Origin of the sequence: Rufibacter latericius, assembly GCF_003721515.1 — a bacterium.
GTDB classification, from domain to species: Bacteria; Bacteroidota; Bacteroidia; order Cytophagales; family Hymenobacteraceae; genus Nibribacter; species Nibribacter latericius.
In genome coordinates this window covers 168,097-191,113 of the sequence record NZ_RJJD01000021.1, presented here as the reverse complement: position 1 = coordinate 191,113, position 23,017 = coordinate 168,097, and the positions used below count along the sequence as shown (strand labels likewise).

Here is a 23,017-nt window from a genome sequence, read left to right as displayed (position 1 = left end):
TTTTCAGAGGGAGGTGGAAAAGGCTTAATCAATAAATTTCATTAAGCTATGGAGGAGCTTTAAGAGAAAATAAACTTCTACTGAATTTAACTAATTCTGATTGATTTACAATAAAGTATAAGTAAATACAAGGCTTTGGTACCTCCCCTTAAGTTCTCTCTGGTTTTATATTGTAGCCCGGTGGCAAGTCCGTTTTAGGCTAATTAACGGAAAACGCCTTCTAAACAGAAATTGGAATCTAAAGAGCCCAGAAACCAACCACAGGGTTTGTCCGTCAGAAAGGGACTCGTATTTTGAAGCCGAATCAACCCAAATCTTATCTCCATGAGATCTTTCCCTTTGCTGGTCCTTGTCTTTCTGTTGTGTACCCTTGTAGCCTGTGCCCAAAAAGAACCTTCATTCAAGGCTTTCCTTCAAGGGCAGAAAAACAAGCAATTTGACGTGCTCATCACCGGGGGACAAGTGGTAGACGGCACTGGCAAAAAGGGCTACTCTGCCGACGTCTTGCTTCGGAAAGACACCGTTGCTTATATCGGGAAAGTGGATACGACCTTGGTGAAAGTGAAGAAGGTGATTAATGCCACCGGAAAAGTAGTGACGCCGGGCTTTATTGACACGCACGGACACGGTGACCCGATGGGCAAGAAAGGCTTCCAGAATTTTCTGGCCATGGGAGTTACCACCGTTATCCTGGGCCAGGACGGTTCTCATCCTGAGGATCTGAAAGCCTGGATGCAAAACCTGGAACAAACCCCAGCCGATGTAAACGTAGCCACCTTTGTAGGGCACGGAACCCTGCGGATGGAGTCAGGGGTGAAGTTCGATTCCCTTCCTTCTCCAGAGCAGTTAAAGAAAATGGGCCAGCTCTTAAGGAATCAGTTGGATATGGGTTGTCTGGGCCTGTCTACCGGGTTGGAGTATATCCCAGGATTGTACGCCCCAACCTATGAACTGGAGTACCTGGCAAAAGTGGTTGGGAAGAAGGGTAAACTCATTACCAGCCACATGCGCAACGAAGACAATGACGGGGTAGAGGTTTCCATTGAAGAATTGCTGTTGCAAGGAAAATACTGCCCGGTGCACGTGTCTCATATCAAGGCTGTGTTTGGGAAGGGCAAAGAGCGGGCTGAGCAGATACTTGCCAAATTGGAGGCAGCTCGGCAAAGCGGCATCAAAGTCACCGCCGATGTTTATCCTTACACCGCCAGTTTCACCGGCATCAGCATCCTGTACCCCGAGTGGGCCTTGCCACCCAATAATTTCGCCCAGGTGGTGTCTTCCCGCCGCCAGGAACTGGAAACGTACCTCCGCGATAAGGTAACCAAGCGCAACGGACCTCAGGCTACTTTGATAGGAACAGCGCCGTATTCCGGCAAAACCTTGGCCCAGATTGCCCAGGAAAAGAACAAACCGTTTGAACAGGTGCTGGTGGAGAACCTGCCGCCCGGAACGGCATCGGCGGCGTACTTTGTCATGGACGAGGCCCTGCAAGCCCGGTTCATCACCGATTCTTCCACCATGATCTGCTCAGACGGCGGCCCCGACATGCGCCACCCTCGGGGGTACGGCACCTTCGCTCGAATCATTGAGGAGTATGTCATCAAAACCAAGCAGATCCCCCTAGAGGAGGCCATCCGCAAAATGACTTCTCTCTCAGCCAAGACCATGGGGCTCCCCGACAGAGGCGTACTGGCGGTAGGCCGCAAAGCCGATGTTTTGGTGTTTGATCCAGCCAAGATCCATGAAACCACCACCTACCAGAACCCATTTCAACTGGCCACAGGGTTTGACACCATCCTGATTAACGGAAAAATAAGCCTTGAAAAGGGGAAAATAACCCCACAAAAGAACGGCGAACTGTTGCGGAGAAAGTAGTGTAACGCGAGCCCGTACCCATTTTAGGAAGAACTTGGATTCAAGGCAAGCAGGATCAAGAAGATGAAGGTCTTTCAAGATTTATATTTAGTATTCTAAATATTGGATTATGGGTCTATAATCTGGTAAGCCCTAAATTATTAGAACTTTTAGTAGTTGATTTCTAATTTCCGTGTTTCTTTTTTCCGGGTTTCCCGTACTAGGGATTAGAATCTATTGGTATAGGGGTCAATATTACTATGAAACAACTATTCTCGCTCTCATTGCTTACCGTATGCACTGCTTTCCTCTTTTCCTGTGACACGCAGGAAGCCAGGCCCAGCAGGCAAGTCAATTCCATGTCAGATGCCAAGGTGATTGGTTGCTCCAATTACTCTTACCTGAATAAGGTCTCCGGAGTGGTGGACTTTGGAAAACCCAATGGCGAGATGGTGTTGGTGGGGTTTGCCGATGGAATGACTTTACAGGCAAAACAAAGGCTTCTGAACAGATACCCCCAATACCAAAGCATTGCTGGGGAAATCGCCATGGATTCCGGAGTCCTCACCCAAGTGAGACTAATCAAAGGATCTAACGGCTATGACGCGGAAAGGCTCATCAGTAAGTTGTTGAAGGAATCTTCGGTGCATTTTGCGCATCCCATGTTCACCCAGGACCAGAATGATCCTGCTTCGCAACGGATTGGCTTGACCAATGAATTTATGGTTTCTATTGAAGGCAGCGGCACGTTATCCCAACTGCAGAAATTTGCGGCGCAGACCAAAACATCTTTTGTGTTCTCCTTCAGCGATGAGGTGCACGTAATGAAAGCTGATAAAAATTCTTCTGGAAGCCTTCTGGAGATCCTAACCTTGTTTAACCAACAGGATTTTGTCACCGTGGCTGAGCCCAACCTCACCTTCACTTTCCCGGATCAAGACTCTGGTTCAGGGAATGCCGTTTCCTCTAAATTCTTAAAGAAGGGGGGCTTCAAGGCTTTCGAGAAAAGATAAAATAAGCAGGTTTCTACCGTAAAGCGATTTTAAGCCGTCTCCAACTTTCCAAAGGAAGTTGGGGACGGCTTTTTACTTGATAGTGCATATTGATTTTCAGCCATTGCCTGTAAAAAACCGGGCTACCTGAGCCTCATAAAGTTGGTGCACCTGCTTTGAGGGCTTTTTCATGAAAACAGCCTTTAAATAGCGCCTGACCCCAAACAAAAGGCATCTGGAAGATAGGAAAAGATGCATTTTTGGTTAACTTTGCCCGATATACGACCTTATCCAAACCTACTATATCGGATGAAATTCATTGTATCTTCTACGGCGCTGCTCAAGCAGCTTACTAGCATCAACGGGGTAGTGGCCAACAACCCGGTGGTGCCGATTTTGGAGAACTTCTTGTTTGAGATCAACGATGGGGTTCTGACCATCACGGCAAGTGATCTGGAAACCTCCATGATCACGGAGATACACGTGGAGGCCCGCGAGAACGGCCGCATCGCCGCTCCGGCCCGTATTCTGATAGATACCCTGAAAAACCTGCCTGATCAGCCGGTTACCTTCACCATTGATGAGGAAACCTACACCATTGAGATCAGCTCTTCCAACGGACGTTACAAACTCTCCGGTGAGAACGCCACCGATTTTCCTAAAGTACCCGTGGTACGTGGGGGCAATGCCATTGAGATTCCTTCTAACGTGTTGGGCCGCGCCATCAACAAAACCATCTTTGCGGTAAGCAACGATGAGCTTCGTCCGGCCATGACAGGTATTTATGTGCAGCTGAACAGCGGCAATATCACGTTTGTGGCCACAGACGGACACCGTTTGCTGCGTTACCGCCGTCAGGATGTGACCAGCGACAATGCCGCTTCCATCATCATCCCTAAAAAAGCCTTTAACCTGCTAAAGTCTACGTTACCCAACGAGGCAACGGCAGTTCGCGTGGAGTTCAATACCTCTAACGCCTTCTTCAGCTTCGATAACATCAGAATGATCTGCCGCCTCATTGATGAGCGCTATCCAGATTATGAGAACGTTATTCCAGCCCAGAACCCGAACAAACTGGTGATAGACCGCTACGATTTCCTGAGCTCAGTGAAACGTATCTCGATCTACTCTAACAAAACTACGCACCAGGTGCGTCTGCGTATCACCGGCAGCGAGCTTCAGATTTCCGCCGAGGATCTTGATTTCTCCAACGAGGCCAACGAGCGCCTTACCTGCCAGTACGATGGCGAGGACATGGAAATCGGGTTCAATGCCAAGTTCCTGACGGAGATGCTGAGCAACATTGACTCAGACGAGATCACCCTGGAGCTTTCCACGCCAAACCGCGCTGGCTTATTGATGCCTTCCACCAACGATGATGAAGAAAGCATCCTGATGCTGGTAATGCCAGTAATGCTCAACAACTACGTATAAGCGTTTAGAATATCTAAAGAATACAGAAATCCTGCCCAGCATAAAACCTGGGCAGGATTTTCCTTTTTTAAGCCGGTTTTGGAAAAATGGCTCTAAAATTCGGAAAGGGAGAAGACTCTGAAAGCTAACTACCGTGAATTCATCTCAACGCATTTCGTCCCCTTTTGAAAGGGGTAGGGGGATGATTACACCTGCAGATATCACGCATTCCCGAGAATAAATTTCCTTTTCTATGGCGCGAAAGTTACTACCGCGTCATAATAGTTGCCAAAAGAATAGGTAGGGGCATTCCCTTGTGGTTGCCCTTGCCCATGGTGGAAGCTTATAGGTTCTTCAAGCGCCTTTGTCATCACCCTACCCCTTTTTAAAGGGGACGAAATGCGTACAAAGCCTAGTGGATAGGTAATTACAATTACAATAATTGAATAGAACGTCCTGATTAGAAACCATGCTCCTATTTAGGGGCTGTTTTGCTTAAAAGAGGCCCAAACTAGGGGCGTGGTAGAAAAGCGGTTCATCTATCCGCAGAACTGCGAAAAACATTTTACCTTTGTGCTTTGTACAGAAACGCCGGTGGCGTGAAAGCCCATGAAACAAATGAAAAAATCAGAGATACACTTCAGCATTGCCCTAGATGATCAGCGCGTCCCGGAAGCCATCAGTTGGACCGCTACCGATGCCGGAACCGACATCCATTTCGCCAAAGCCATCAACATCTCGCTTTGGGACCGCAATGACTCCGGTACCATGAAGATCGACCTCTGGACCAAAGATATGCCCGTTGATGAGATGAAATACTTCTACATTGACACCATCGGGGCCATGGCCCAAAGCATTGAAACCGCCACCAATGACAAGCTGATGGCTGAGAAAATGCGCAGCCTTTGCCAGGAGTTGATGCAGCACGTAGAGGAGCAACAAAAGCGCAACGCTGCCCAGAATCCGCAGTAATCTACAAGAGATACAATAAAAAAAGCCGCTGGTGAGAGCGGCTTTTTTTATTGTATAAAAGATATCTTAGTTTCCTGGGGCGGCTTCCTTGATGACCGCGGTCTCAGGCTGTGGGAAGGTCCGTTTGGCGCTGGCTTTGTCCTGTGCGATCAGTGACTTGGCTGCCTTGCCGTTTTCTTTCTGCAATTGCAGGGCATAGGCGCGGTCATAGCTGTTAAAGGATTTACGGGCCCCATAATACCTGGAATATTGGGCAGTGCTCAAAAGACGCTCCAGAGCTACGTCACGCTCTTTACAGACGCCATTGATACATCTTTCCAGCTCAGCAGGGTTATTGGCGTATTTGGTTTCAAAATCCACCATTTTCTGGGCATTGGCCAGGTTCATCTCCCTCAGTTTCCGCGACTGATAATTGTTCAGTTGCAGTTCCCGGATCATTTTATCGGATAGGTTCTTGGCTCGTTGTTCCGCGGTTCCTCCATTTTGCGCAAAGCTTGCGAAAGAAACGGAAAGAACAAGGGCTAAGGTATACACTAGTCTTTTCATGGTCGTTCAGTTTAGAGAGTTACTACACAATTCCTGTGCCATCTATTTTTGAACATTCCCTATGGCAAAAAAGTTGGACTCTTGTAAAAAAGAACGTACAAGAGAGCAGTTTGTTTCCTTAAAAGCCATATATAAATGCCTGAAAATAAACTTCTTGCCGTATTGCAAGACCTATGTAAAATTTATGCAAAAAGGCGCCAAGAAAGCAGGAGACCCAGAAAAATCTAAAATTTGTTCTTCCACATCATAGACTCCACGGGGTACACCGAGCGCTGGTTGTACTTGGCGTTGCTTTTCTGGTTGTAGTAGTTCTCAATGCCGCCGTTCACTACAAAATAGATCAGCTGCCCGATGGGCATGTTGTGGTAAACGCGTACTTTCTGGCTCACCGAAATCTCCAGGGTCCAGTGGTTGCAGAACCCTACATCGCCTTTCCCGGCAGTGGCATGAATGTCAATACCTAAACGGCCAACACTGGATTTCCCTTCCAGGAAAGGAACGTGGGCATGGGTCTCGGTGTATTCTTCGGTCACGCCCAGGTACAGGCGGCCGGGTTCCAGGATGTAGCCTTCCTCCGGAATCTCGAATACCTCAATCTGGTTGTGTTTGCGGGCATCCAGCACCTCGTCTTTGTAGAAAGCCAGATACTTGCCCAGGTGCACATCATAGGAATTGGTGCCCAGGCAGGAGCGGTCATAGGGTTGAATCAGAATGGTGCCTTTTTCTATCTCTTCCAGGATCTGACGGTCGGTGAGGATCATGCGGGTACGTGGCTAAATTTAAGGACGCAAGGTACACGTAAAATCCGGTTCTTGCCATGGGTAGGGGAAGGCTACGACACTTTTGGTTTGTTCCCCAGGAAATAAGCCCAAAACGCCCGGTGCTTTCTTTGTTGAATAGAAAGTACCGGGCGTTTTAAGTCTGGTTTTAGAAAATTGAGCCAAAAGCGGCTCTGATGTTGGTTCTATTTTGCCTTTGCTTTCGCCGGGCTATTCTTCACGGGCTGAGCAGCGAACTTCCTGAGGAGTTCCCGGGTTTTCAGTCCCGAAGGTTTCAGGTCAGCGTCTTTCCACTGCCCGGTGGCCGATGCCGAAGGAAGAAGCACCGAACAGGTCTCGTTTTTATCTGATACCGACCAGGTTACCCAGCTTACTTTGTTTTTCTCGGCCCAATCAATCCATTTCTGCCATTCTTCTTCGTTCAAAGGACCGTCGCCGGTGGCTTCCATGCCCGCCGATTCTGAAATGAAAAGCGGAAGGCCTTTGCTCAAGGCATAATCTCCTCGGTTGCGAAGTTCCTGCTTGTGGGTGGCAGCGTAGAAATGGAGCGTGTACATCACGTTGGTTACCCCTTTGATAGGATCATCGGCGGCCAGGTGAACGTCCTGGTCCCAATGGGGCGTCCCCACCAGGATAAGGTTATCAGGGTCAATGGCCCGGATGGTTTTGATGAGTTCCTCGGAATAGGCCTTCACTTCGGCCCATGATTCCTGATCGGGCTCGTTGAAGATCTCATAGATCACGTGCGGGTTCTTGCCGTAGGTCTGGGCCATTTCGGTGAAGAACGCTTTGGCTTCAGGTAGGTTAATGTTGTGGCTGTGCCAGTCAATAATCACGTAGATGTTTTCCTTGATGGCACCGTCTACCACGGCCTTGATCTTCTCTTTTGACCACTCGGGTTTTTGCTTGAAGCCGTTATTCGGTTCTATGCCCATAGCCGCCCGGATCACGTTGATTTTCCAATCTTTTTTCAGCCAGCTCACCGTCTCAGGGGTGTAGAACCGGGGCCAGAAATTATGCCACCCGAAGCTCATGCCCCTCAGCATGGCCGGCTGACCAGATTTGCCTACCAATTGCGTTCCTTCCACCCGAAGGGCGCCAAGTTCTTTGACCGCCTGGCCCGAGGCTACATAACTGCTTCCCACTAAAAGCAGGGCAGGAATTATCTTCTTAAGCGACATAAAGGTATATGAGGTGAATCTCAAAGGAAAGGAATTATGGCAGACACAGCATAACACTCCTTTAGCATTTCTTTGACCAGATATGGAAAACCTATGGCTGAAAGGCTTCCCTAAAAGCCTCTACTTTCCGGTAAATTTTTCATCTTTATTTAAGCCCCATTTCTTAAAAGAAGGCAGAAAACGAGTGACCTTAGATTAACCTCTGGAGATTTTAGGCCAACGGTTATACCCAATTTCCGGATCATTCGACTTGTACGCCCTGATGAACTCTACTTCCTTACTGGTGATTTCCTGAAGGGTGGCTTCTTCAGATTGCCACAAAATCTCTTTTCTGATGGTAAAGTCCATTCTTTGGTCACGGGTGAAATCCTGGGAAATCAACTGGCTGTTGGCACTCCCGAAATAGTTGATGTCATCTGTACGGTCTTGCCCGATGTAGATTTTACCGTTTGGGTACGTGATTTTGTAGATGACTTGCACAGGCGGTGGTTACAGGAAGCAAAAGAAGGTCAGCAAGATTATTTCTTTGAAGCGGCTTCCCACTGGTCGGTGCGGAAGGGGATGGCGGGTAGCCTTTCCTTGTTGATAAGGTTGGCTTCGGGGTTATCGGCCCAGGCGTAGCGTACCGCCACCGGGTTCTTTACCTTCTCCGAGCTGACAATAACTTTATTCCCCTCAATGGTCGCGTTTGCCCAGTAGAACTTCCGGTCGGAGCCAGCTATTGTAAAACCTTTTAGAGGATGATTTCCTCGGGTGGCCAAACCTGCGCCGGCTTCTGAGAACTGATTTACTATTTTATCGCCTGCTATTTCAGAGGTTTGGAACCTGGGGCCAGAGGCCTGAACGGGTTGGAGGTACACCATTTTCTTTGCAACCAGGGCAAGTCTTCTACCCACCTCTTGTTTGTTCTGCGGGTGGATATTGTCTGCTTCGCCGATGTCAATGATGCTGGCCATTCCGGTGTTGGGCTGAGACAAGGTCATGGCCTGGGCTTCCCGCAAGGCCGCCCAATCACTTTCTGACGGTTCAGGTTGCTGTTTCATGAAGTTAGCCAGTTGTACATACAGGAAAGGCAAATAACCCTGTTGCCACCGGATGCGCCAGTCACTGATCAACATCGGAAACAGGGTACGGTAATCCTGCGGAGCGGCTACATTGTCCTCGCCCTGGTACCAGAGGAATCCCTTTATCCCGTAGGGCACAATGGGATTTATCATGGCATTGTACAGGTAGGTGGGATAGCGGTGATAGTTCTGGATTTTAGGGATGCTGGGTTCCAGGTCTTGCCTGTATTTCCAGGGACCGGTCAAGGGTATCTTGGTAGTGCCATCGGTCAGATACATCTCCTCGGCGGGAGGGTTGAAGCCGCCGCCTCCCCACAGGAAAGCCATCCGGACGGAGATCACGTTTTCGCCTTGTTTTACCAATTTGTCTGGAATACGGAACTGGTGCCTGGGGTTGGCATTCCAGATATTCTTGGCAATCTCCTGACCGTTGAAGTACAAGGTGTAGTTCATCTCGGGGTGACCCAGGTTAATACTCAGCTCTTTCCCGCCCATCGTTTGAGGAACGCGAATGGTTTTGCGCAACCAGACCATGCCTTCATATCCCGGCATGTTCATGTCTTTAAGGGTAGCAGGCATCATCACTCCGGGCCACTCGGAATCATTGAACCTCCTGCTTGGGATGGTTTTGTCCCTTTTGTTTTTCGGGTTGTACACGATGTCCCAGAACCGAACCAGATCCAGGCTGTCTTTGATGAAGTGCTTTTCGGTGATGGAATCGTTCTGAAGGATTCTGTTGTGGGTGATGGGGGTGGAAAGCAACTGTTCCCTACTGGTCCAGGCCTCTACAGGAGTGCCTCCCCAGGTGGCCTGGACGATGCCAATGGGTACTTTTAAATCAAGGTGCAGGTCTCGGGCAAAGAAGTAGGCCACCGCCGAAGCCGTTTTAACCCCAGCCGAGTCCATGGCTTTCCAGGAACCGCCTATCACATCCTGCTGGGTCTGTATCTTTTTGTCATGCGGAACATTGAACAAGCGGATGGCGGGATAATTGGCGTTCTTTATTTCGGCCGCAGCGTTCATGGATTGCTGTACCTGCCACTCCATGTTAGACTGACCCGATGCCAGCCACACATCTCCTATCAGTACGTTTTGGAACGTCACAACCGGTTGCGCCTGGCTTCCTTCATACACCTTCATCAAGTGCGGGCCTCCGGCGGGCATTTGGGGCAAACGCAACATCCACTTGCCATCTGGCCCGGCTACTGTTTTCACCCGGTTTTCGCCAAATTGTACCGTAATCTGCTCTGCAGGCTTTGAAGTTCCCCAAACCGGAATATCCATTTCCCGCTGCAGAACCATGTTGTCACTGAATATCTTGGGTAGACGTACTTGCCCATACCCCAGGGTTTTGGTCCCCAACAGGGTAAGGGTGAAAGCTACTCTTAGGAACAAGGAACTGTAAAACCAGGAGGTTTTTGCCTTACTATTTTTCATTTTTCTCTTTTGGAAAGGTACGCTACTATTTTTCTCTGTTATCCGGGTGTAGCATGCGGAGGGCATTGAAGATGGCCTGGTGCGTGATAGTGGCATGATCTTCCAGGGGCAAATAGTCAAAGTAGACGTTTACCTGCTTGTTCTTGTTTTTGAGTTTCTCTACCAGAAGGTTGGCGTCTACTTCCATGACGTGCGGGATGTCACCGGGAGAAAGGCCCTCTTTCCCTACTCCTATGTAAATGTCGGTTTTCTGGGAAAAACCCTCGGTAAGCAGGGAAGAAGATTGGTTCAGGATGGAGCCATTGTCCCACCAGATGCTGGGGCTGATGATGATGTATTTCTGGAAAAGCGTGGGTTTCTTCAATAGAACTTCGGTGACGAAAAGCCCGGCCAGAGATTGCCCGATGATGGTTTTGGAGGCATTTGTTTTATACTTCTTCTCTATGTAGGGCTGCAGTTCCTTCTCAAGGAAGTTGAGGAACTTTCCTGATTGGCCGCTGGTAGGATACCTTTTCTGGTCCTTCTCCAGGGAAGTAGGATAGGTGAAGTCTCTTCTCCGGTCCACGTTGGCAATACCCACTATGATGGATTTTGGAACCCGATTTATCCAGGAGAAATTGTTGAACTGGTAGAGCCCTACCACATGGATAAAATCTTCATCGGCGGAGCCGTCCAGCAGGTAAACTACCGGGTACCGGGTGGTGTCATTCTGGTCATAACCATTGGGGAGGTAGATGTTCAGGATCCTTTTCTCACCCAGTTCTTTGGAGGCGATCTCCTCAATAGTCCCCAGAATGAAAGGCTTAGATTGCTGTGTTGGCTTCGTTTTCCTGGTCTGGGCAAAGGACGTGGAGGTAAAAAGAGAAAGCAAGTACACCAGGAACAGAATCCGCATTTGATAAATTTTAAGTGAGAAGTGGGCTTCTAAAGATTGCCGTTTCTTCTGAATTTCCTCACAACAAATCCAACATCTCTCGGTCAATGCGTTTGGGCCGCATGGTTTGGGCATCCAGCAGGCACCACGTGGTTTTGGCGGAAGCTAACAGTTCATCGGTGCCGGCCCGGTATAAACTCACGAAACGCTCAAACTTGGCTCCTTCATGTTCGCCTACCCAGGTGTAGCCCGTCACCGTGTCTTGGGGTAAAGCGGGTTTGTGGAAGTCAATCTCGTGCCGAAGCACTACCCACAGGTATTTCTCCTGCATCTGGGTTGGAGCTACTGATGCCCAATGCGCCGCAGACACTTCTTGCACCCATCGTACATACACCACATTGTTCACGTGTCCCAACGCGTCGATGTGCTCTTCTGAAACCTTGATTTCAATGTTGAATTTATGCAGATGTTCTTGTGGCATGGCCATGAGGTTTAAGAAATTCGATGAACTAAATATACCCTTCCTTTGGATTACTTTTAAGGAAAACGGCTTGAAAACCGCCATTTAGGTTTCATACGAAGGAAGATAGGAAATGAAAACCATCAACCCCTAATGCTGGACATACCGCCGTCTACGTGTAAAATCTGACCCGTGATCCAGGAAGATTTTTCAGACAACAGAAAACCAGCCATCTCCGCGATGTCCTGGGGAGTACCTAGTTTTTTCAAAGGATGCCGGTGGGCATTAGCCTGAACCTTTTCCTGGGTGTTCAGGTATTTTGCTGCCAAAGAAGTTTCTGTGAGAGAAGGAGCAATGGCATTTACCCGTATAACGGGCGCGAATTCCGCTGCCAGCGCCCTGGTAAGTCCCTCGATGGCTCCCTTAGAGGCTGCTACCTGCGAGTGAAAATTGAATCCGGTTTGAACCGCCACCGTGGAGAAGAAAACAATAGAGGCCGATTCGGCTGCCTTTAGCTTGGGGAGTATAGCTTGAAGTACCTTGATGGCTCCATTCACCTGCAGTTCAAAGTCGGCCAGGAAGTCAGCGGGTTTTATCCGGTGGAATGGAACCAGGTTGATTCTTCCGGGGCAATACACGAACCCGTTCAGGACATCGGGCAGGAAGGTCAAGTCAAGTTCAGGTTCCCGTACGTCCAGAAAATGGTATTCGGTTTCTGAAGTTTCTGCCTGTAGGGGATGTTGGTGGTAGGTGGCGAACACTCCATGTTTCTCTTTTGAAAGAAGATGCACCAACTCTTTTCCAATACCCGATGAGCCGCCAATAATTAAATAGTTTTTCATGTTTCTCTTTCAATGGAAAGTTGATTTACCAAAAAGAAACAGGCTTGCCGGTGACAAGTTTTGAAAAGCCTGATTACTGAAAATCCATTTAAGCCAACATCATCAAACTACAGGACCAGGAAACGGAAACAAAACATCCTCTAAGAGGATTATGTCAATATAAGCCCTTTAATGGTCCTTCATGCTGAGGCTATAAACTAGAAAAGAGGACTAAATCAGGCTTCTCTACTCTAACACGAGCGCGATGATGCAGAATACATCCACAATGAGCAGGGGCCAGGAAACGTCCTGCCGTTTGTCCGAGATCAGTTTCAAAGCGGTCCAGGAGAGAAAGCCCCAGATTATTCCTTGTGTGATAGAGTAGGAAAAGGGAATAAGAACCATGGCCATAAACGCCGGAATTGCTTCATCCAGTTGCTGCCAGTTGATCTTGGTCACTGGCCGGACCATAAACACGCCCACCAGCACCACCGCCGGAGCCGTGGCAATGGCCGGAATCACCGATAGCAGTGGCGCCAAAAACAGAAACGGCAAAAACAGCAGGGCACCCACCACAGCCGTGAGGCCCGTCCGGCCGCCCGCCTCAATCCCCACCGCTGATTCAATGTAGGCCGTTCCGGGGCTGGAACCCACCAGACCGGCCATGGTGGTAGCAATAGCATCTACCATAAGCGAGCGTTTCACATTTCTAGGTTCCCCGCGTTCGTCCAGCAAATTGGCGGCCTCGGCCAGGCCAACCAAAGTGGAAAGGCTGTCAAACATATCGGTGAATACAAAGGCAAAGATCACCGGCACCACTGCCCATTGCAGAGAGTTTACGAGGTCTAATTGGAAAAGCAGGCTGAAATCAGGGGCGGCAAAAATGCCGTTCCAGTTGATGAGGGAACCCGTTTCCACCCCCCACCACCTCCCAATAGGATAAGCTGCCAGCGTAGTGAACAGAATGCCAATCAAGATTCCTCCTTTTACTTGTTTGGTCACCAGAACGGCCGTCACCAGAAGCCCCGCAATAAAAGTGAGCACCGCCGGCGTCAATTCCCCAACCCCAATGATGGTAGCCGGATTAGAAACGATGAACTTCGCATTGGAAAACCCGATGAGCGAAATAAACAACCCAATACCTGCCGCAATGGCGTAGCGCAACGGCCGCGGAATGGCCTTGATGATGTAGGTCCGGATATTGAAAGCGGAAAGCAGCAGGAACACAATGCCTGACCAGAAAACCGCCCCCAACGCGACAGGCCACGGGACCTTCATCCCCAGCACGGCAGTGAAGGTGAAGAAGGCATTCAGGCCCATGCCTGGGGCCACCAGAATGGGGTTTTTGGCATACACGCCCATTAAGAGACTACTGAAGAAGCAAACCAGGACCGTAGCCGTCAACACTGCCGAAAAAGGCATTCCTGCCTGACTCAGGATACTGGGGTTCACGACAATGATGTAGGAGGTCGCTAGGAAAGAGGAGAGACCCGCAATGATTTCGGTTTGGAGGTTGGTTTCGTTTTTCTTCAGCTCAAAGAAGGTGTTCATGGGCTTGTATAAAGGATAGAAGAACATACATATACGCAAGAAATTCTAAGGAAAGCAGAAGCGGCACCTGAACTTCTCCAGGTGCCGCTTCTGCTTTTTGCTTGTTTTTGGAATTATGCCCGTAAAGCCTGCAATGCTTCCAGGTTTGCTGCTAAGTAAGAATCAGCTAATTCATCGGTAATGGCTGCCGAGACAAACAAGGTTTCAAACTGGGAAGGAGCCAGGTAAATGCCCCGCTGCAGCATCTGGTGGAAGTACCGTCCGAACAGCTCCAGGTCAGAAGTCTTGGCCGAAGCGAAATCTGTCACGGGCTGCTCGGTGAAGAATAAACTGTACATGGAGCCTACCTGATTGAGGGTGTAGTTCAGCCCTAATTGCTGCATGTTTTGCTTTGTACCGTTCACCAGTTTGTTAGTGATATGCTGCAATTGGGTGTACACCTCGGGGTGTTCGTTCAGGTAAGTCAAGGCCGCCATTCCCGCTGACATGGCAATGGGGTTCCCCGATAAAGTACCAGCCTGGTACACTGGTCCGGCCGGAGCCACAGCGTTCATGATTTCCTTCTTTCCGCCGTACGCGCCTACGGGCATACCGCCCCCAATGATTTTCCCTAGGGTCGTCATGTCAGGCATTACCCCGAAAAGCTCCTGGGCACCGCCTTTGGCTAACCGGAAACCAGTCATCACCTCGTCAAAAATCAGCACGATGCCTTCTTTGGTGCAAAGATCCCGCAAACCTTGCAGAAATCCTTCGGCTGGTGGCACCAGACCCATGTTGCCCACCACCGGCTCCAAGATAATGGCTGCTATTTGGGCGGGGTTGGCGTCAATCAAAGTCTGTACCGATTCCAGATCGTTGTAAGGAGCGGTAAGCGTGTCGTTGGCTACGCCTTTGGTCACCCCAGGGCTATCCGGAACTCCCAGGGTAATAGCGCCACTTCCGGCGGCAATCAGGAAAGAATCGCCGTGGCCGTGGTAGCAGCCTTCAAACTTGATGATCTTGTCACGTCCGGTGTAACCCCGCGCCACCCGTATGGCCGACATGGTGGCCTCGGTACCGGAGTTTACCATCCGCACTTTCTCTACGCTGGGCACCATGCTGATTATGAGCTCAGCCATTTCAATTTCGCGGCGGGTTGGGGCCCCAAAGGAAAGAGAACCGGGTAACGCATCGCGTACGGCTTTCTCCACCACCTCATGGGCGTGCCCCAAAATCATGGGTCCCCAGGAATTGATAAGATCCAGGTATTGGTTTCCGTCTTCATCAAAGAGGTAAGGACCTTTCGCCGATTGGATGAACAAGGGCTGTCCGCCTACCGCTCTGAACGCCCGCACCGGCGAGTTCACGCCTCCTGGAATTGATTGCTGGGCACGTTGGAACAGTTCTTGGCTGGTTGTATGGGTAAGTGACATGTTTTTTGATTGAGAGATTGAGAGTGAATGATTGAGAGAATGAAAATTGATTAAATGGGTAGTAGCTATTCACTCCATCTTTCAATCATTCATTCTCTCAATAATTAAAACACCGGGTTTACCACCAGCAACCGTCCGTTTTCCACTTTGACAATGGGCAGGTACTGGTTGTCCTGAGCTTGCTTCCCGGGAGCAGATTCGTAGCCAATTCCCTGGTAAAACACGCCTGGTTGTGGTCCGCTTAATTTAGGAGGAGCCGAGTACCCATTTTCCTGTAACTGCTTGCCGTAGTAGTTAAGCAGTTCAAAGCCGGTGAAGGTGAAAGCGGAGGGTGGTAGGTGGTAGCGGCTGCTATACGCCCGTTTGAAATTCTGCACCGCCGGGTTTTCTGGATCAATGAATTTGGGTGCCGTGAAGTACATCTCCAGGAAGTCTAGCTGAGAAAAACTGAGTTGCGGATTCTCCAGCCATGCCTGGGGCGCTAGTACGGGAACTTTGGAGGCTTTTTGTTCCAGGTAGCTCACCGTACTGAAAGCTACCGCAGGAGCAGAGGACTGAACCACCAACACACCCAAGTCTTTCAGGTTTACCGCTCCTAAAGCGCTGCTCACGTTTCCGCTGGTCTTGGAGTTGATCTTTTGGGCACTTACAATCTTACCTCCTAAAGCCGTGTAGGCGCGTCTGAAGTTACCCGCAAAGACCGTGTCGTTTTTCTCGCTGTCAAACACTAGCACCGCCGTTTTCTTCTGGAAGGTTTGGTAGGCATACGCGGCAGCTTGCTGTCCTTGCGTCGCCACGGAAGTTTCCATCAGATACAGGAAGGGGTTACCCTTGGTAATGTCAGCGTCATCAGAGAAAGGGTTCACCATGTTGATGTTCCGCTGCTGTGCGATTTTGGCGGCAAATGCACTGTTCCCTTTGTAAATCGGTCCGATGACCAAATCCATGGTGCCCATCTCGGGGAGTTCCATGACTTGTCTTACCTGCGCGGTATCGTTGCTGGTGTCATACGGAAACACGTTCACCTGCACGCCCTGCTTTTGCAGAGAATCCCTGGCGGAGAGAAGTCCGGCGTAGAAATCGGTGACGTACAGGTTATTCTTGTCTACCTTAATGCTTTTGTCTGAGACATTGAAGGGCAGCAACACGGCCACATTGTAAGCATTTTTTTTGACAGCGGCGGAGCGTTGGAGATAGCTGCGGTCCAGGTTGAACTGCTTCACTAGGCTCTCCAACTGCGGACGATCTGCCTCGGTGAACCAGCCGGTTACCAGTTTATCGGCGTAGGCGCGGGCCAGGGTGGCATCCTCGGGAAACTGGCGGAAAAGGTACTGGAAGGTGGCCTTCTCGGTGAGCTGCATCATGTAATGCCGTTTTATGGCCGCTACTTCGTCCTCCATCGATTTTTCCTCAATGGCCGCCAGCGCTTTTAACGCCCGCAGGTACTCTTTCTTTTCAAACAGAACTTGCCCGTGCAGGTACTGAGCATCGGCGAGGCCGCCCCAGTTGGTGTGCTCAGAAGTGAGTTGGGAGAGCATCTTATCAGCCTCGGCCCATTTCTTCTGCCGCGAAGCCGCCACGCTGTACAGGTAAGCCGCATCTGGGGCGTAGTTTTTGCCCGAGGCAGAACTGGAGATAGGCTGCAGCTCGGCCATGGCCAGGGCATATTTCTCCTGGTCCAGCAACAACCTTCCGTTCTGAAGCTTGGTGTTCAGGTCAGCATTGGTTTGGGCCTGCACATTCCAGCACAGGGTTACTCCGGCAACGGCAAGTACTATTTGTTTTTTCATCGTTTTCTGAAAACTACCCCTAAAACCTATTCCCACTCAATGGTAGCCGGTGGCTTAGAGCTGATATCGTAGACCACGCGGTTTACCCCGCGCACCTTATTGATAATCTCGTTGGAGACATCGGCCAGGAACTCATACGGCAAATGGCACCAGTCGGCGGTCATTCCGTCAACGCTGGTGACGGCTCTGAGAGCTACCACCCGCTCGTACGTACGCTCATCGCCCATCACGCCAACGCTTTGGATGGGTAATAACATGGCGCCCGCCTGCCACACTTGGTCATATAAACCAGTACGTTTCAGCGATGAAATGAAGATATGGTCTACTTCCTGTAAGATGGCTACTTTCTCAGGGGTAATGTCGCCCAGAATCCGGATGGCCAAGCCTGGCCCCGGAAACGGGTGACGCCCGATGATGGTATCAGCGATGCCCAACGTTTTGCCTACCAAACGGACTTCGTCTTTAAATAAGGTCTTGAGCGGCTCCACCACTTTCAATTTCATGAAATCTGGCAGACCGCCCACGTTGTGGTGCGATTTAATGGTAGCCGATGGACCTTTTACCGAAACTGATTCAATCACATCTGGATAAATTGTGCCCTGCCCCAGCCACTTGGCGTCCTCCACTTGATGCGACTCCTGGTCAAACACCTCTATGAACACGCGGCCAATGGCCTTCCGCTTGGCTTCTGGATCGGTTAAGCCAGCCAGCGCGGAATAGAACTGGTCTTTTGCGTCAACGCCTTTCACGTTCAACCCCATGTCTTTGTAAGAGTGGAGTACGTCTTCGAACTCGTTTTTGCGCAACAAGCCGTTGTCTACGAAAATGCAATACAGGTTCTTGCCGATGGCCTGGTGAATGAGCATGGCCGCTACCGAGGAATCAACCCCGCCGGATAAACCTAGTATCACCTTGTCATTGCCAATCTGCTCGCGCAACTCGGCCACGGTGCTTTCAATGAATTGGTCGGGCGTCCAGTCCTGGGAGCAACCGCTGATGTGTACCACAAAATTCCGGAGCAAGGTCTTGCCTTCGCTGGAGTGCGTCACCTCGGGGTGAAACTGGATCCCGTAGGTTTCCTGATCTTTCACTTTGTACGCCGCCACTTCCACTGACTCGGTGCTGGCAATGACCTCAAAGTTGTCAGGTATTTTCTTGATGGTATCCCCATGTGACATCCACACCTGGGAGTCAATGGTGATTTCCTTCAGCAGAAGATTATGGTGGTCAACGTGGCTGAGCTTGGCCCGGCCGTATTCCCTGATGGTAGAGGCAATCACCTCGCCTCCGTTTTCCTGCGCCATTAATTGGGCACCGTAGCAAACCCCAAGCACCGGCAGGTTGCCCAGGAACGGGGTGATATCTGGGTTGGGATAGTTTTCTTCCCGCACCGAAGATGGGCTTCCCGACAAGATCACGCCCTTCAGATCAGGGGTGATTTCCGGAATTTTATTGAAGGGATGGATTTCGCAGTAAACGTTAAGCTCGCGGACGCGACGGGCAATCAGTTGGGTGTACTGAGACCCGAAATCGAGGATGAGAATTTTTTCTGGCATGTGCAAAGGTACGCGCCGGTTTTAAAACATGAAAATGAATTTGCAACCGAGTAGGGGAGAAGAGAAAAGCGCCTGTCTAGAAGGAAAGTTTACCGGTAGATTTGTCCGTTTCGCGGGTATTTATATAAAATGAATCCGGAAAAAGGTCGTAGTTTACCAAATGAAAAAGGGAGGCACGTAATTTGCGTCACGTATTTCAAAGAAGTTCCTCCGCTCAGTTCAAAGTTTGAAGGAGCAGGAATGGAATACAGAAACTCACGTTCAGAAACGATATACTATGTTAAAAGCTTTACTTCTTCCTTTACGTACCGCGCTGGGAGTGCTGATGACGGCTTCCCTGTTGATGGCCTGTGAGGGAGATTCCGAAACCGAGCCCATGCCCGAGGTTGGCCCTTCCCATACCAGTTTTTCTTTGGTAGATAGTATTAAGGTGAACGCCGCCTACCGGAACATGTACCCAGAGGCCTATGACAACCTGCGGGGCAAAACCTATAAAGTAGCCACCCAAGATAAATTGGAAGCCTACTTCTATGAAGATGCCAACGGCGTAACCCTATATTTCAGGGATACCTCCACGGTGGATGCCCGCTCCTGGGTATCACTCCAATTCAAGAACCGCACGTTGCTCAACCTGCCTGAAACGCTTTCCTTAAAAGATGCGTCCACAGTTTGCGTGCATAACGGGCAGACCTTCTCTGACGGAAGCGGTGCCATGTCACCGGGTTGCGTGGCTGTTCTGGATGGTACCGTCAACCTGCAATACAATCCCTCCACCCATGTTCTGAGCGGAGGTATTTCTAACCTCAAAATGGGGCTGGAATATTACGTGCCGGAGTACTCGTTCCCTAACCGGGCTGGAATTGCCTTGAAAAACAGTGGCTCCAGCAGAAACCTGAACATCACCTTCCAGAACATCAAAGACCATAAAAACGAGTAAGACCAAAAAGCTTAACTGAATTATATATACCGCTTCGGGGCTGTTTTCCTAAAATCAGTCCTGAAGCGGTTTTTTTATTTACAGCTAGTAAGTTCTTTTTAAGGGTATGAAAGCAAGGGAGGGAAGAATAGAATCCTAGCAAACCGGTTCAGGAACAATATCACCGCTAGGCGTACTGCAAACAGGCAGGGGAAGATTGTACCTTGGTTCCGAGATAATCTACTAATCAACTCCCAAGGCATGAAATGGAAGATATTCAAAAAATTAACCTGCCTGAGAATGAGCGTGCTTCCGCCTTTTTAAGGCGATTTCTTGAAAATAAGCCGAAAACCACTTGCGCTGAAGGAAAGCCTTCGTATCTTTGTAACGGCAAATCGGTACGGCCAGCTCCTGCTGAACTCCCCCAGGCCCGGAAGGGAGCAAGGGTAAGTGGTTGAGCGGCGCGATACTCGGTTTGCCGCTTTTTTTTGCCCATACCCCAACGGATTTCCCGTTTACCCTTCCATATTTCACTTCTTCGCTACTTTGTGGCGTATGCTCTTTTCGGCCTGTTTTCTGAAAATCAGCCTGGAAACCATACCTGATGTAACCCTCTCAATTCCAGGTAAGCTCTCTTTCCCAAGCCTTAAAATACTTGGGAAGGGCGTTCGGTTTTAAGGCAGATTGAAGTAGATTTGTGTTTCCAAACTACTTCAACTATGAAATTTTTCATTGATACCGCTAATCTAGCCGAAATCCGCGAAGCCCATGATTTAGGCGTGTTGGACGGCGTAACCACCAACCCATCGCTCATGGCCAAAGAAGGCATAGTAGGCTATGACAACGTCATGAAGCACTACCAGGCCATCTGCGAGATTGTGGACGGAGATATCAGCGCGGAGGTAATCGCCACTGACTTTGACTCCATGGTGAAAGAAGGAGAGGAGCTGGCCCAGCTGCATCCAAACATTGTGGTGAAGGTTCCTATGACCAGAGACGGCGTAAAAGCCATCAAATATTTCACTGACAAGGGCATCAAAACCAACTGTACGCTCGTTTTCTCGGCAGGCCAGGCGTTGTTAGCCGCTAAAGCCGGTGCAACCTACGTGTCGCCGTTCGTGGGCCGTTTGGATGACATCGGGACCGATGGTTTGGACCTGATTGATCAGATCGTGAACATCTACCAGAACTACGGATTCGCCACCGAGGTACTGGCGGCTTCGGTTCGGCACGTGATGCACCTGGTGAAGTGCGCGGAGATTGGTGCCGATGTGGTAACCTGTCCGTTGAACGTGATCACCGGTCTGCTGAACCACCCCTTGACCGACAGCGGCCTGGCGAAGTTCCTGGCCGATCACAAGAAAGCCAACGCGTAATCTAATTAGATAGTCAAAATTAGAAATTAGAAATGGTGGGAGTAGAGGAGTGGCTTTCGCCTTCCTTAAGGTCAAAATTTCTAATTTCTAATTTCTAATTCCTCTAAAGTGTACATCATCAAAGTTAAAGGCAAGGCCAAGATTCCGGATTACATTCAGTTGCGCGATGAGAACTTCGTGCTGATTGCCTATTTCCGGGCCGACCGGCCTTTGAAGAACCTGGATCGTTACGGCCTGGACAACAAAGAGGAAGAACTGGCCTCGGTGATTGCCGGTTTGGAGTTTGGCAAACTGCAGAAACTGGAGATTTAAGCTTGTTTTCAGGAAACGGCGGCAAAACGCCTTTTTTCTGGCAGGCCTGTCAAGTGCCTTTAACCCCTGAATACCCGCTGCCCCGGGCAGTATTTTTTACCTAATACCCTGTTATGGAATTTTCGTCTAACCCAGTGGTCTTGCTGCACAAAGTGTCTATTTTTCAGGATGTGAACACCATCTTGTCTGATGTAACCTGTACCATTGACAAAGGCGAGTTCGTGTACCTGGTGGGCCGCACCGGAAGCGGAAAAAGCTCCCTGCTGAAAACTCTTTACGCCGACCTTCCCCTGAAAGTAGGCACCGCCCAAGTGGCCGGATTCAACATCCATGCCCTCACCTGGAAACAGGTACCGTTTCTGCGCCGCAAAATTGGAATCGTATTTCAAGACTTCCAGTTGCTCTTTGACCGTTCCGTCGCCGATAACCTGAAATTCGTGCTCAAAGCCACCGGCTGGAATGACAAATCACGGATCAAGAACCGGATCTCTGAGGTGCTTATGCGCGTTGGCTTGGATTCTGTGGCGAATAAAATGCCTCACCAGCTTTCCGGGGGCGAGCAGCAGCGGGTGGTGATTGCCCGGGCCTTGCTGAACGAACCCTTGATTCTGTTCGCCGATGAGCCCACCGGTAACCTTGACCCCGACGTGACCCATGGCATCATGGACCTGTTCCAGGAAATCAACAACAGCGGTACCGCCGTGCTCATGGCCACCCACAACCACCATATCCTGCAACGCTATCCGCGCCGTATCCTGAAATGTGAGAAGGGCCGGGTTCTGGACTCCGCCAAGGAAGAGTTCTCGCTCGTAGATGGTTTCTGAGGTTTCTATCCTTATTCCTGTCCATAACCAGAACGTAACGGCGTTAGTGGAGGTCCTTCATAACGAGGCCGCCTCTTTATCCATTTCCTTTGAGATCAGAGTGTACGATGACGGTTCTAACCCAGAAACCTTACGCCAAAACAAACCGCTGCAAAGCCTTTTTGGGGTAATTTACCAGGAATTGCCCCAAAACTTAGGGCGTTCTCAGATCAGGTATAAACTGGCTCAGGAAGCGCAATATTCAACCCTCCTTTTCCTTGACAACGATGTCCTGCCGGTTCATCAGGGCTTTCTGAAACGGTATCTTTTTGAATCCTGGTCGGGAGTAGTGATAGGTGGAGTGGCGTATAAACCAGAGGCTCCGGCCGGGTTTGAGTTGCGTTGGAAATACGGCAAAGCCCGCGAGGAAGCAGCTGCGCACCATCGGCAAAATGAGCCTTACCAAAGGGTGTTTTCCAGTAATTTACTTGTGCCCAAACCTGTTTTCCTGGACCACTTCCCTCAAAACGAACTTTCTGGCTACGGACACGAAGACACGCTTTTCGCCTACCGGTTAAAGCAAAACGACATTCCGGTTCATCACCTAGATAACCCCGTATGGCACCTGGGGCTGGAACCCGCCGATGTCTTTCTCCTGAAAACCCAGCAAGCCCTTCACAACTTGGTACACCTGGACCGAGAATTTGGGTTAGGGAAGGAAACCAAGCTGTTCAAAGCCTATGCCGGTATTCAGAAGTGGAAAATAGGTACTTTGTTGCGGGAGAACCGCTCCTGGTTGTTTCCGCTACTGAAGCGAAATCTGATCTCAAGAAATCCCAGCCTCCGCCTGTTTGATCTTTATCGGTTGCTACTCCTGGACCGGTACCTGCGCGGGTAAGGGTGCTTTT

Annotated in this window: 21 protein-coding genes and 1 other RNA gene; 10 read left to right on the top strand and 12 right to left on the bottom strand. The window is 49.9% G+C overall.

Annotation, left to right across the window (positions count from 1 at the left end; translation table 11 throughout):
• Positions 1-324: 324 nt before the first annotated feature.
• From EFB08_RS20585 to gldC, 4 genes are all read left to right on the top strand, one after another.
• Positions 325-1,875 carry an N-acyl-D-amino-acid deacylase family protein gene (locus EFB08_RS20585; RefSeq protein WP_123128860.1) on the top strand — a complete coding sequence of 517 codons (1,551 nt, stop codon included), beginning with the start codon at positions 325-327 and terminating at the stop codon, positions 1,873-1,875.
• 239 nt (positions 1,876-2,114) lie between these two features.
• On the top strand, positions 2,115-2,867 hold the full coding sequence (locus tag EFB08_RS20580) for a hypothetical protein (protein ID WP_125077821.1): 753 nt from the start codon (positions 2,115-2,117) through the stop codon (positions 2,865-2,867).
• Positions 2,868-3,155: 288 nt separating this feature from the next.
• A complete protein-coding gene (gene dnaN / locus EFB08_RS20575; RefSeq protein ID WP_123128858.1) occupies positions 3,156-4,280 on the top strand; it encodes a DNA polymerase III subunit beta in 1,125 nt (374 codons plus the stop codon).
• A gap of 588 nt (positions 4,281-4,868) precedes the next feature.
• Entirely contained in the window at positions 4,869-5,231 is a 363-nt protein-coding gene (gene gldC, locus EFB08_RS20570; protein ID WP_394342986.1) for a gliding motility protein GldC, read from the top strand.
• Between the two features lie 66 nt (positions 5,232-5,297).
• Here gldC and EFB08_RS20565 read toward each other — a convergent pair whose 3' ends face one another.
• From EFB08_RS20565 to guaA, 12 genes are all read right to left on the bottom strand, one after another.
• The gene (locus tag EFB08_RS20565; protein WP_123128856.1) at positions 5,298-5,777 is read right to left on the bottom strand and encodes a hypothetical protein; all 480 of its coding nucleotides are present in this window, start codon (positions 5,775-5,777) and stop codon (positions 5,298-5,300) included.
• A 224-nt stretch (positions 5,778-6,001) separates the two neighbouring features.
• Positions 6,002-6,538, bottom strand: a complete 537-nt coding sequence (gene dcd, locus EFB08_RS20560; RefSeq protein WP_123128855.1) for a dCTP deaminase — start codon at positions 6,536-6,538, stop codon at positions 6,002-6,004.
• 203 nt (positions 6,539-6,741) lie between these two features.
• Positions 6,742-7,737: a glycoside hydrolase family 5 protein gene (locus EFB08_RS20555; RefSeq protein ID WP_123128854.1), complete on the bottom strand. Its 996-nt coding sequence runs from the start codon at positions 7,735-7,737 to the stop codon at positions 6,742-6,744.
• Between the two features lie 195 nt (positions 7,738-7,932).
• Positions 7,933-8,217, bottom strand: coding sequence for a GIY-YIG nuclease family protein (locus EFB08_RS20550; RefSeq protein ID WP_123128853.1), 285 nt, complete (start codon positions 8,215-8,217; stop codon positions 7,933-7,935).
• Between the two features lie 38 nt (positions 8,218-8,255).
• Positions 8,256-10,238 (bottom strand): sialate O-acetylesterase, encoded by a 1,983-nt coding sequence (locus EFB08_RS20545; protein ID WP_123128852.1) that lies wholly within the window; start codon positions 10,236-10,238, stop codon positions 8,256-8,258.
• A 25-nt stretch (positions 10,239-10,263) separates the two neighbouring features.
• Positions 10,264-11,133, bottom strand: coding sequence for an alpha/beta hydrolase (locus EFB08_RS20540; RefSeq protein ID WP_123128851.1), 870 nt, complete (start codon positions 11,131-11,133; stop codon positions 10,264-10,266).
• A 58-nt stretch (positions 11,134-11,191) separates the two neighbouring features.
• On the bottom strand, positions 11,192-11,593 hold the full coding sequence (locus EFB08_RS20535) for an acyl-CoA thioesterase (protein WP_123129077.1): 402 nt from the start codon (positions 11,591-11,593) through the stop codon (positions 11,192-11,194).
• 122 nt (positions 11,594-11,715) lie between these two features.
• Positions 11,716-12,414, bottom strand: a complete 699-nt coding sequence (locus EFB08_RS20530) for an SDR family NAD(P)-dependent oxidoreductase (protein WP_123128850.1) — start codon at positions 12,412-12,414, stop codon at positions 11,716-11,718.
• Between the two features lie 225 nt (positions 12,415-12,639).
• Positions 12,640-13,944 (bottom strand): NCS2 family permease, encoded by a 1,305-nt coding sequence (locus EFB08_RS20525; protein WP_123129076.1) that lies wholly within the window; start codon positions 13,942-13,944, stop codon positions 12,640-12,642.
• A gap of 113 nt (positions 13,945-14,057) precedes the next feature.
• The gene (gene hemL / locus EFB08_RS20520; RefSeq protein ID WP_123128849.1) at positions 14,058-15,356 is read right to left on the bottom strand and encodes a glutamate-1-semialdehyde 2,1-aminomutase; all 1,299 of its coding nucleotides are present in this window, start codon (positions 15,354-15,356) and stop codon (positions 14,058-14,060) included.
• A 104-nt stretch (positions 15,357-15,460) separates the two neighbouring features.
• A complete protein-coding gene (locus tag EFB08_RS20515; protein ID WP_123128848.1) occupies positions 15,461-17,146 on the bottom strand; it encodes an ABC transporter substrate-binding protein in 1,686 nt (561 codons plus the stop codon).
• A gap of 26 nt (positions 17,147-17,172) precedes the next feature.
• Positions 17,173-18,702 (bottom strand): glutamine-hydrolyzing GMP synthase, encoded by a 1,530-nt coding sequence (gene guaA, locus EFB08_RS20510; protein ID WP_123128847.1) that lies wholly within the window; start codon positions 18,700-18,702, stop codon positions 17,173-17,175.
• Between the two features lie 277 nt (positions 18,703-18,979).
• Here guaA and EFB08_RS20505 point away from each other — a divergent pair, with 277 nt between their 5' ends.
• The 6 genes from EFB08_RS20505 (at position 18,980) to EFB08_RS20480 (ending at position 23,007) form a co-directional block, all read left to right on the top strand.
• Positions 18,980-19,639 (top strand): hypothetical protein, encoded by a 660-nt coding sequence (locus EFB08_RS20505; RefSeq protein WP_123128846.1) that lies wholly within the window; start codon positions 18,980-18,982, stop codon positions 19,637-19,639.
• 365 nt (positions 19,640-20,004) lie between these two features.
• Positions 20,005-20,104, top strand: an RNA gene (gene ffs, locus EFB08_RS20500) — signal recognition particle sRNA small type.
• Between the two features lie 233 nt (positions 20,105-20,337).
• Positions 20,338-20,994: a fructose-6-phosphate aldolase gene (gene fsa, locus EFB08_RS20495; protein WP_123128845.1), complete on the top strand. Its 657-nt coding sequence runs from the start codon at positions 20,338-20,340 to the stop codon at positions 20,992-20,994.
• A gap of 108 nt (positions 20,995-21,102) precedes the next feature.
• On the top strand, positions 21,103-21,306 hold the full coding sequence (locus tag EFB08_RS20490) for a fructose-6-phosphate aldolase (protein WP_123128844.1): 204 nt from the start codon (positions 21,103-21,105) through the stop codon (positions 21,304-21,306).
• A 113-nt stretch (positions 21,307-21,419) separates the two neighbouring features.
• Entirely contained in the window at positions 21,420-22,130 is a 711-nt protein-coding gene (locus EFB08_RS20485) for a cell division ATP-binding protein FtsE (protein ID WP_123128843.1), read from the top strand.
• A complete protein-coding gene (locus tag EFB08_RS20480; RefSeq protein ID WP_123128842.1) occupies positions 22,120-23,007 on the top strand; it encodes a glycosyltransferase family 2 protein in 888 nt (295 codons plus the stop codon). Before EFB08_RS20485 ends, EFB08_RS20480 begins: the two co-directional genes overlap by 11 nt.
• The last annotated feature ends 10 nt before the right edge of the window (positions 23,008-23,017 follow it).